Annotated in this window: 9 protein-coding genes; 4 read left to right on the forward strand and 5 right to left on the reverse strand. The window is 64.5% G+C overall.

Features of this window, described 5'->3' with window-relative positions:
- The first annotated feature begins 28 nt into the window (after positions 1–28).
- Both tkt and fba read left to right on the forward strand, forming a co-directional pair.
- Entirely contained in the window at positions 29–2,071 is a 2,043-nt protein-coding gene (tkt, locus tag AWB79_RS18510; protein WP_061168870.1) for a transketolase, read from the forward strand.
- Positions 2,072–2,104: 33 nt separating this feature from the next.
- Positions 2,105–3,142, forward strand: coding sequence for a class II fructose-bisphosphate aldolase (gene fba, locus AWB79_RS18515; protein WP_061168871.1), 1,038 nt, complete (start codon positions 2,105–2,107; stop codon positions 3,140–3,142).
- A gap of 46 nt (positions 3,143–3,188) precedes the next feature.
- On the opposite strand, the gene AWB79_RS18520 is transcribed toward fba, so the two are convergent.
- Positions 3,189–3,566 (reverse strand): type II toxin-antitoxin system VapC family toxin, encoded by a 378-nt coding sequence (locus tag AWB79_RS18520; protein WP_061168904.1) that lies wholly within the window; start codon positions 3,564–3,566, stop codon positions 3,189–3,191.
- Entirely contained in the window at positions 3,566–3,859 is a 294-nt protein-coding gene (locus AWB79_RS18525) for a hypothetical protein (RefSeq protein ID WP_061168872.1), read from the reverse strand. Before AWB79_RS18525 ends, AWB79_RS18520 begins: the two co-directional genes overlap by 1 nt.
- Before the next feature lie 99 nt (positions 3,860–3,958).
- On the opposite strand from AWB79_RS18525, the gene AWB79_RS18530 reads away from it, so the two are divergent.
- Positions 3,959–4,507, forward strand: coding sequence for a thioredoxin family protein (locus tag AWB79_RS18530; protein WP_061168873.1), 549 nt, complete (start codon positions 3,959–3,961; stop codon positions 4,505–4,507).
- On the opposite strand, the gene AWB79_RS18535 is transcribed toward AWB79_RS18530, so the two are convergent.
- From AWB79_RS18535 to AWB79_RS18545, 3 genes are read right to left on the reverse strand one after another with little or no spacing between them, the layout of a single operon-like run.
- Complete coding sequence (locus AWB79_RS18535; protein ID WP_061168874.1) at positions 4,504–5,904, reverse strand: DUF6513 domain-containing protein; 1,401 nt, start codon at positions 5,902–5,904, stop codon at positions 4,504–4,506. The genes AWB79_RS18530 and AWB79_RS18535 overlap by 4 nt on opposite strands.
- Positions 5,883–6,482 (reverse strand): flavoprotein, encoded by a 600-nt coding sequence (locus AWB79_RS18540; protein WP_061168875.1) that lies wholly within the window; start codon positions 6,480–6,482, stop codon positions 5,883–5,885. The genes AWB79_RS18535 and AWB79_RS18540 overlap by 22 nt, the downstream gene beginning before the upstream one ends.
- Positions 6,479–8,554 (reverse strand): sigma-54-dependent Fis family transcriptional regulator, encoded by a 2,076-nt coding sequence (locus tag AWB79_RS18545; protein WP_061168876.1) that lies wholly within the window; start codon positions 8,552–8,554, stop codon positions 6,479–6,481. The genes AWB79_RS18540 and AWB79_RS18545 overlap by 4 nt, the downstream gene beginning before the upstream one ends.
- Positions 8,555–8,912: 358 nt before the next feature.
- Here AWB79_RS18545 and AWB79_RS18550 point away from each other — a divergent pair, with 358 nt between their 5' ends.
- Positions 8,913–9,401: a dihydroneopterin aldolase gene (locus AWB79_RS18550; protein WP_061168905.1), complete on the forward strand. Its 489-nt coding sequence runs from the start codon at positions 8,913–8,915 to the stop codon at positions 9,399–9,401.
- Positions 9,402–9,877 lie beyond the last annotated feature (476 nt).

Consider the following 9,877-nt stretch of genomic DNA (forward strand, 5'->3'; position numbering starts at 1 on the left):
TCTCATCATCGCATCAAAGGAGGCATCCATGAATGCCGTCGCTGAAGCTTTGCCCCGACATCACCGCTCACCCGACACGCGAAAGATGGCGAACGCGTTGCGCATGCTCGCCGTCGATGCCGTGAGCCGCGCGAACTCCGGTCATCCCGGCATGCCGATGGGCATGGCGGAAATCGCGGTCGCGCTGTGGGGACGTCATCTGAAACACAATCCTCTCGACCCCGACTGGCCCGACCGCGACCGCTTCGTGCTCTCGAACGGGCACGGCTCGATGTTGCTGTACGCGCTTCTGCATCTCACCGGCTACGATCTGTCGATCGACGAGATCAAGCGCTTCCGGCAGATGGGCAGCAAGACGCCGGGGCATCCCGAAGTGGGCATGACGCCCGGCGTCGAGACCACGACCGGGCCGCTCGGCCAGGGCTTCACGAACGCGGTCGGCATGGCGCTCGCCGAAGCGCTGCTCGCGCGCGAGTTCAACCGGCCGGGACACGAGATCGTCGACCATCGAACCTATGTGTTCGTGGGCGATGGCTGTCTGATGGAAGGCGTGTCGCATGAAGCGGCGTCGCTCGCGGGCACGTTGCGGCTGAACAAGCTCACCGTGCTCTACGACGACAACGGCATTTCGATCGATGGCCACGTCGACGGCCGGTTCACCGACGACACGCCGAAGCGCTTCGAATCGTACGGCTGGAACGTCGTGCGCGCGGTGGACGGTCATGAAGTCGATGACGTCTCGCACGCGTTGCAGCGGGCGCGCGAGTCGGACAAGCCGACGCTCATCTGCTGCAAGACGGTGATCGGCCTGGGCGCGCCGAAGCTTGCCGGCACGCACGACGTGCACGGCGCGCCGCTGCCCGCCGACGAGATCGATGCCACACGCCGCTCGCTCGACTGGACGCATGCGCCGTTCGAGATTCCATCGTCGATTCGCGCGCTGTGGGACGCGCGCGAGCCGGGCGCGGCCGTGCAGGAAGGCTGGAATCGCCGCATGGCCGCGTACCGGCGCGTGTTCCCCGCCGAGGCTGCGGAGTTCGAGCGTCGCGTGCGCGGCGCGCTGCCCGCGAACTGGCGCGATGCGGCGCACGCGTTGCTGCGCGATGCGGATCGCGCGCGGCAGACGGTTGCCACACGCAAGGCTTCGCAACTGGCGATCGAAGGGCTGGCGCGTGCGTTGCCCGAGCTGCTCGGCGGCTCGGCCGATCTGACGGGCTCGAATCTCACGCGCTGGAAAGATGCGGTCGACGTGAGCGCGGCGCCCGAGAAAGGCAACTACATCCACTTCGGGGTGCGCGAATTCGGTATGAGCGCGGTGCTGAACGGCGTCGCGCTGCATCGTGGCCATTTGCCGTTCGGCGGCACCTTTCTCACGTTTTCCGACTATTCGCGCAACGCGCTGCGCATGGCGGCGCTGATGAAAACGCGCGCGGTGTTCGTATTCACGCACGATTCGATCGGACTCGGCGAGGACGGCCCGACGCATCAGCCGATCGAGCACGCGGCGACGCTGCGCATGATTCCCGGCCTCGATGTGTGGCGTCCGTGCGATACGGTGGAGACGATGCAGGCGTGGATCAGCGCAGTGGAGCGCGACCGGCCTTCGTGCCTGTTGCTGTCGCGCCAGAATCTGCCGTTCGTGCCGCGCGACGAAGCGCAGATCGACGCGATCGAGCGCGGCGGGTATGTGCTCGCCGACTGGCCATCGACTTGCGAGCGCGATGCCCGTCGCGTCGTGCTGATCGCGACCGGTTCGGAAGTGGCGCTCGCGCTCGCGGCGGTCGAGCCGCTGAAGGATGAGGGCATTCTCGCGCGCGTCGTGTCGATGCCGTCCACGACCGTGTTCGATCGCCAGTGCAACGCGTGGCGCGAGCGCGTGCTGCCCGAGGGCGTGCCGCGCGTCGCGATCGAAGCGGGCGTCACGTCGTTCTGGCGGCAATACGTGGGCCTGAAGGGCGGCGTGATCGGCATCGACCGCTTCGGCGAATCGGCGCCCGCGAGCGAGTTGTTCGCGCACTTTCGCGTGAGCACCGAGGCGCTCGTCGATGAAGCGCGCCGCGTGGCCGCCTGAGATTTCGCAACGCTGGTTTATGGAGACTTCACTATGGCTTTCATCGCACTGAGGCAGTTGCTGGATCACGCGGCGGAGCACGGTTACGGCGTGCCGGCCTTCAACGTCAACAACATGGAGCAGGTGCACGCGATCATGCAGGCCGCCGAGGCGACGAAGAGCCCGGTGATCCTGCAGGCGTCCGCGGGCGCGCGCAAATATGCGGGCGAGCCGTATTTGCGGCATCTCGTGCTCGCCGCCGTGGAGGCGCATCCTGATATCCCGGTGGTGCTGCATCAGGATCACGGTGCGAGCCCGTCCGTGTGTCAGCAGGCCATCCGCTCGGGCTTCACGTCCGTGATGATGGACGGCTCGCTCATGCCCGATCAGAAAACGCCCGCCGACTACGAGTACAACGTCGAGGTGAGCCGGCGCGTGGTGGATGCGGCGCATTCGGTGGGCGTGTCGGTCGAGGGCGAACTCGGTTGCCTGGGCTCGCTCGAAACCGGCCTCGCGGGCGAGGAGGACGGCGTGGGCGCGGAAGGCGCGCTGAGTCACGATCGGCTGCTGACAGATCCCGATGAAACGCGCGCGTTCGTCGAAGCGACGGGCATCGATGCTTTGGCGATCGCCATCGGCACATCGCACGGCGCGTACAAGTTCAGCAGGCAGCCGACCGGCGATATCCTCGCGATCGACCGCATCGCCGCGATCCACGAACGCATTCCGGATACGCATCTCGTCATGCACGGATCGTCGTCGGTGCCGCAGGAATGGCTGGCGATCATTCGCGAGCATGGCGGCGAGATTCCGGCGACGTTCGGCGTGCCCGTCGAGGAGATTCGGCGCGGGATCGCGAGCGGTGTGCGCAAGGTGAATATCGACACCGATATCCGACTGGCGATGACCGGCGCGATGCGCCGCGCGATGGCGTCGGCGAAGTCGGAGTTCGATCCGCGGCATGCGCTGAAAGCGGCGACGGCGGCGGCGCGGGATTTATGCGTCGCGCGCTTCGAGGCGTTCGGCTGCGCGGGACATGCGGATCGCATCAAACCGATGGGGCTGGAGGCGATGGCGAAGAGGTATCACTGAGTTGGCTGGAAGCGCCGCTCGTAACTTCGGGGCGGGCGGCGCTGGATCAGGCGGGGACAGCCGCGTCAAAGTATTCGGAAAGCTCGCTGTCGACTGTCAGGAACCTGAGCACTTCTGTTCGCGCCTGCGCGACCAATAAGCGATCGAACGGATCGCGATGCAGATCAGGCATATCGCGTACCGCTCTGGCGTGTTTGAACTGAACAGGAAGCACAATGAACGGTTTCTGTTCCAATTCGTCGATTGCGCGTTCACCATTCGGGTCCAGTCTGCCGCGCGCCGACTTGATCGACAGCTCCCAGATGCTGGCCGTGCTGACGTAAACATGCGTGGCATCTTCAATGTCTCGCCGGAATTTCTTCGGCATCTTTGGATCGTTGGATACGCTCCAGAGATAGATGTGGGTGTCGAGCAGCAGGCGCATCATCGGCCTACGAGTGCGTTGCCGGCCTCATCGAAAAGCGGCTTGTAGAACTCCTCGATGATGTCGTCAGGCAGAGGCTTGACGGCTTCATCCTCCAGCACGTTCTCGTCGACATAAGCAATGACGATCGATCCACACGACTCAGGATCGCCTTCGGACAGATTTCCGACGCCCCGCACACGATTTAGAACAGCGGGATGTTCTCCGCCGATTGCGACTTCCTTGCCTTGGGCCACCAGGGCGAGTACTTTGGGCAGATCCTTCTGCGCTTCTTCAACACTGAAAATGTACATGAATGCTCCGGATAACTAAGAAGGAAATTTCATGCTATCCGAGCCGGCGCTACCCGCCAATATGCCGAATGGCCGATTGAAACAATTGGGAGCTATCTCATGCCTACCGAATCTCCGCTTGCCGAACTCGGCGCGCCTGCCGCCGCATTCACGCTCCCCGCGACCGACGGCAACACGCACACGCCTGATTCGCTGAAGGGCTCGAACGGCCTCGTGCTCGTCTTCATGTGCAATCACTGCCCGTACGTGAAAGCCGCGCTGCCGAACCTGATCCGCGATGCGCGCGCGCTGAAGGCGATCGGCGTCAACGTCGCCGGCATCAATGCGAACGATTCGAGCGTCTACACCGACGACGCCTTCGACCGCATGATCGCGCTCGCGAAAGAATGGAACCTGCCTTTCCCGTATCTGCATGACGAAACGCAGGAAGTCGCGCGCGAATACGGCGCGGTCTGCACGCCCGAGTGTTTCGGTTTCGATCGCGACTTGCGCCTGAAATATCGCGGCCGGATCGATGCATCACGCAAGGAGGCCTTGCCGGATGCGCGTCGCGACCTCTACGAAGCGATGCGCGCCATAGCCGAAACCGGCGACGCGCCCGAGGAGCAATATCCCGCCCTCGGCTGCTCGATCAAATGGAAGCCTTAGCCCTTCGTCTTCGTCGCCCCGGGCGCGCACCATGCCATCAGATCCTCATCCGGCCGATCCACCTCGCAGCCCCAGTCGAGCGGCTGATCCTGATCGAAGCGCTTGCCGAGTTGCCACGCAATCTCCGCACGCGCGAGCTGCACGCCGAGATAGAACGCGTGCCCGCCATCGCTTTCGACCTTGAGTTCTGGATACAGCGCGAACGGATCGACGGCGACATGATGTCCGTCGCGGTTATAGACATGAATGCCGTCCGCCGACACCTGCACGCGATAGTTCGGATCGCGCACCGCGGCCGCGAACGTGCCGATTTCATCGGCGTCATAGGGAAACGGGCGCTTAGCATGCAGCGCCGACAGATCGGCTGAAATGCCCTTCGGCAATGTCTGCGTTTCGCGTGCGGCATGCATGATGCGGCGCGCGACATCGGCTTCGCGCACGGCGCGGCGCGCGTGCAGACTCACCGAAGTCGTCAGCACCGCGGCCACGCGCAACTCGGCGGCCATGCCGAACAGCACCGCATTGATGCCGCTCGTGTCCGCCTCGGTCAGCTCGGTGACATTGCCGACGCCCATCATGATCGGTATATCGGGGTAACGCTCGCGCAAGGAGACATAGCGCGCGATCGATGCCGCGAGTCCGAACGGAATCGGATCGAGAATCGGATCGGCGAGGAAGGCGCGGCCGCGCTTCGTCATGCCTTCGATCGCGCGATCGAGCGAGGCCTCATCGGCCGGCTCGCGCGGTACGAGAATGGGTGTCGAGGCGATCTCGTCCGCGATCCATAACGTGTCGGCGTTGAGGCTCATCACGTAGTCGGCGCCCGCGCGCCCGCCGCGCACGAGTTCGTCCTCGCGCATCGAATCCACGCTCACTCGATAACCTTGCTCCTTGAGCATCGTCACCGCGTCTTCGAGATGCGGAAACGGCGTTTCCGGCAGACAGCCGATATCGATGACATCCGCGCCTTGCCTTCGATATTCCCGCGCGCGCGCCGCGATGCCGTCGAGATCGAGCCTGGGCGCATCGACGATTTCGGCGAAGATCTCCGTCTCGTAGCGCGACAGATCGACATGCCGCGCCTCGCGCCCGAAGAACTGCGGCAAGTCCTTCACTTCCTCGGGACCGCGCTCGACCTTCACGCCGTAATGCGCGGTGAGCGCGTCGAGATCGCCGCGGCATCGGCCGGGCACGATCATGCGCTTCGTGCCTTCGGTGAGCGGCGCGGCGACGCGGCGGCGGATCATCTCGGCGGTCATCAGGCCCGCGACCTGAAGGCCGATCTCGCGCACTTCCCACGTGAAAGGCTCGCGCTTCGCGACCGGCGCGATGCTTTCGAGCACTTGTTGCAGGCTCAGTTGCGCAAGCCGTCCCGTCAGGAAGACGATGTGTTCCATGCGAGCTTGAGTTCCGACAGGCGTTGATCGAGCGCGGCTTGCAGATCGTCGAGCGAGCGGGCCACGGTGGTATGCGCGAAGCGCGCCAGCCGCTCGACGTTCTCGAACTCGATCGCGCGCGGTCTCACCTCGACCCATTCCTTCGGGGCGTGCGTGATGACGGACGGCGCGGTGTCGCATGCGAACACGATGCCCGGCACGCATTGCTTGCCGGCTTGCGCATAGAGGTTGGTGGGCAGCGTATCGGAGATGCCGAACGCGCATTTTGCGACAGTGTTGCTCGTCGCGGGCGCGATCACGACCGTGTGATAGTCGCCGCTATAGAGCATGCCGACGGGCACGCTGCTCGCGCTGTTGTCGCGCAACACCTTGAAATGCTCGCGCAGTTTCGCGAGCGTCCAGCCGTAGAGCGGCAGCACTTCCTCGCCGGCGGCGGAGAGAAACAGATCGACGCCGGGCAGGCGCCGCGCGAGCGCGATCGACTCCTCCAGCATATGGCCGGAGCCGGTCACGCACCACGCGAAGCGCGCGTCGGGCTTGAACTCGTCGAGCCGGCGGGCGGGCGTGGGTTGCGTCATGCGTCGGAGGCTGGGTTGTCGGATGCGGGCGTGTCGTGGGACAGGCGAATATGCAGCCGATGCATCTTCCGATACAGCGTGTTGCGGCTGATGCCCAGCACCTTCGCGACGTTGCTCACGTTCCAGCGATGCTCGTCGAGCAGTTGCAGCACGGTCTCGCGTTCCTTGACCTGAATCGCGTTGAGCGACGATGTGTCGGCGTCTTCGGCGAGATGCGCGGGCGGCGTGCTCGTCGCGGGCGCGGGTGGGGTGCGCGTCGCCGTGCTCGCCGCGCCGCTGACGATCTCTGGCGGCAGATGCGCGAGACGAATCTCGGGACCGTCGCACAGCGCGATCGCCATTTGCAGCACATGGCGCAACTGGCGGATATTGCCGGGCCACGCGTAGCTCAAAAGCGCATTGCGCGCCTCGGCCGACAGCGCGGGCGGTTCCTCGGTCTCGGTTTCGAGAATATGGCCGATCAGCGCGAGCGCATCGGCGCGTTCGCGCAGCGGCGGCAAATTGATCTCGATGCCGTTCAGCCGGTAGTACAAGTCCTCGCGGAACGTGCCGTTCTGCACCAGTTCGATGAGATTGCGGTGGCTCGCGCTGATGAGCTGAAAGTCCACCTTCACGGTGGTCTCCGCGCCGAGCGGCGTCACTTCGCGTTCTTCGAGCACGCGCAGCAGACGCGCCTGCAGCGCCAGCGGCATGTCACCGATTTCGTCGAGGAACAGCGTGCCGCCGTTGGCCTGCACGATCTTGCCGCGCCGACCTTCGCGCTGCGCGCCCGTGAACGCGCCCGCGCGATAACCGAAGAGCTCGCTTTCGATCAGATTCTCCGGCAGCGAGGCGCAATTCACCGCGACAAACGGACCCGCGCCGTTCGGGCTGATGCTGTGCAGCGCGTTGGCGAACACTTCCTTGCCGGTGCCGGTCTGGCCGCGCAGGATGATCGGAATCTTGCGCTGGATCACACGCGCGGCGAGCTGGATCTGCGAGGCCATGCGCGGATCGCCGAATTCCAGATGCGAGAGCTTGTCGAGACGGCCGGTCGCGGCGGCGTTGGCGTCCTTGCGGGGCATCCTCGCGCGGGTGGACGGCGCGGTGGACATGCTCTGCGACGCGGGATCGTTGAGCAGAATGCGCGTCGCGCCGTTGGCGCCTTCGCGCGGCGTTTGCGCCGTGAGGAAAAAGCGGCTGTTGGCCTTGGCGCTGTAGATCGTCACCGGATGGAACGAGCCGCGGATGCTGCGCGCGATCATGTCCTCGAGCGTCGCGTTGAAGGCTTCCTCGATGCGCTTGCCGCATAGTTCGGCGGGCGAGCGCAGGTCGAGCTGGAACAGCGCGCTGCGGCTCGCTGCGAGCACGACCCCTTCGTCGCTGACGGCGAGCTTGCCCGCGTGCAGCGTGCCGACGAATTCGGGCCGGCTGTGGAAGTGGATCATGTTCGCGTGCCGGTAGCGCGCGTCGATCAGACGATTTTCGATCATCTGCCGCGACATGCCGACGAGCACGAGCGAATGTTGCTGCAGGAGCTTCGAGCGGCTGGTGACGTCGAGCACGCCGACGACTTCGCCGCGTTCGTCGAAGATCGGCGCGGCGGAGCAGGTGAGCGACGTATAGCGCGGATAGAAGTGCTCGTGCTGGCACACGGCGATGCAATCGCGTTCGATCAGGCACGTGCCCATGCCGTTGGTGCCGGCTTCGCGCTCGCTCCAGAGTGCGCCGACGCGCAGGCCGTCGGCGGCGACGGCCTCGCCGAAGGGCACGGAGGAGACCTGATGCACGATGACGCCATCGGAATCGACGAGCACCACGGCGAGTTCCGGGTCGGCGAGCTGCTGATACAGCGTGGTCATTTCGAGCTTCGAGCACGCGATGAGATCGCTCGCGGCTTCGCGGCGGTCGTTCAGCTCGTGCTGCGTGAGGACGGGCGGCAGGACGAAGCGGCCGGGATCGAGCTGGAATTCCGTGAGGCAGCGCAGCCAAGATTGCGCGACCGAATCGCGGGCGCGGCGCGCGGCGAGCGGATTATGGACGATGTTCAGCACTTCCCGGACATGCGTGTCTACGTCAGCGAGCGACGACATGAGGGCGTGTCTCCGTTGCGCCGCGTTCCGGTTCGCGCGTGCTCGCGCGGCCGTCGGGCGCAGAATCTGTTGTGTGTTCCGCAGGCGCTGCGGCGCTTTGGGCCTCGTTCATTGCTTGTGGTTTGCGCTCGCGCGCGCGCCTCGTGGCCGGGTTGTCGGGGCGACTCGACTGCTGTCCTGGACTCCGATCTGGCCCGGTCCTCAAAAACTTTACATCCTATGACGGATCGGTTCAATAAGGAGTGTCATAGAGATGTCGAGAGTTTGCCCGATTTTTGCTTGCTGCTTACGGATGCCTTCGGCGATCTCGCGCCGGATTTCTGTGACCAAAGGAACCGCGATTAGCGGCAAAAAACATATGGGCCGATTCGAACCGATCCGCGAAGCTGTTTATGTTGCGCCGCAACCTTCGGCGGAGGGGCGCGCGGCGATGGATATCGTCTATATCGAGGGGCTCACCGGGCAGACGGTGATCGGCATCGACGTCAGTGAGCTGCATGAACCGCAGACCGTACGGATGAATCTTGCGATTGGCGTGCCATCGATACGGGCGTGTCATACGGATCGGATCGAGGATACGGTGAATTATGCGGCGGTGCGGGAGGCGATTCTTCACTTACTCGAGACGCATGGGTTGCAGCTGCTGGAGGCGCTCGCGGAGCGCATCGCGCAGCTCGTCATCGCGGATTTTGGTGCGCATTGGGTGCGGGTTTCCCTTGCCAAACCGGCCAAGTTCGAGGATGTCGATGCGGTGGGGGTGGTGATCGAGCGGCGCAGAGTCGTCGATGCGCGGGCATCGGGGGCGGTGTCGTTGGCCTGGATCGGCCGAGGGTATGTGCCGGAGTGATCTTCACTGGCGCTGGATGTTTCGTTCGCTTGTGCTTTCGTGAAATCCTGCTTTGTTGTCGGTCTATTGGCGTCGCCCCTCCCCGGGGCAGGGGTAACTTTCTTTGCTGCTGCAAAGAAAGTCACCAAAGAAAGCAGCTTTTTGGACCCGGAGTGCTTCGATCTCGCTCGTCGTCATCGTTCGGAGTGGCCCAGCCTCTACGTGTCTCCCTCGTAGGCCTGACGCGAATTGGATCGCGCACGGTCTGACGAGCTAGAACGTCAAAGTGGCTGGTTCAGCACGAAAGAGCACCGGCACAGCGCTACGCGCTGCCGCTGGGTCTGCAAGGGAAACCGTCGGTGAGCAAATGCCGCGCGATGGCGGCGTTAGTAAAGAAGCGCGCGCGGACCCGATTGACCGGTCGGCGGCGCGCAGCGCAGCGCCGGAGCTATCAGGCGCTGCACCGGTTCGTTAAACGGTGCGATGTGACAGTGGGT

Origin of the sequence: Caballeronia hypogeia, from assembly GCF_001544875.2 — a bacterium.
Classification (GTDB): domain Bacteria; phylum Pseudomonadota; class Gammaproteobacteria; order Burkholderiales; family Burkholderiaceae; genus Caballeronia; species Caballeronia hypogeia.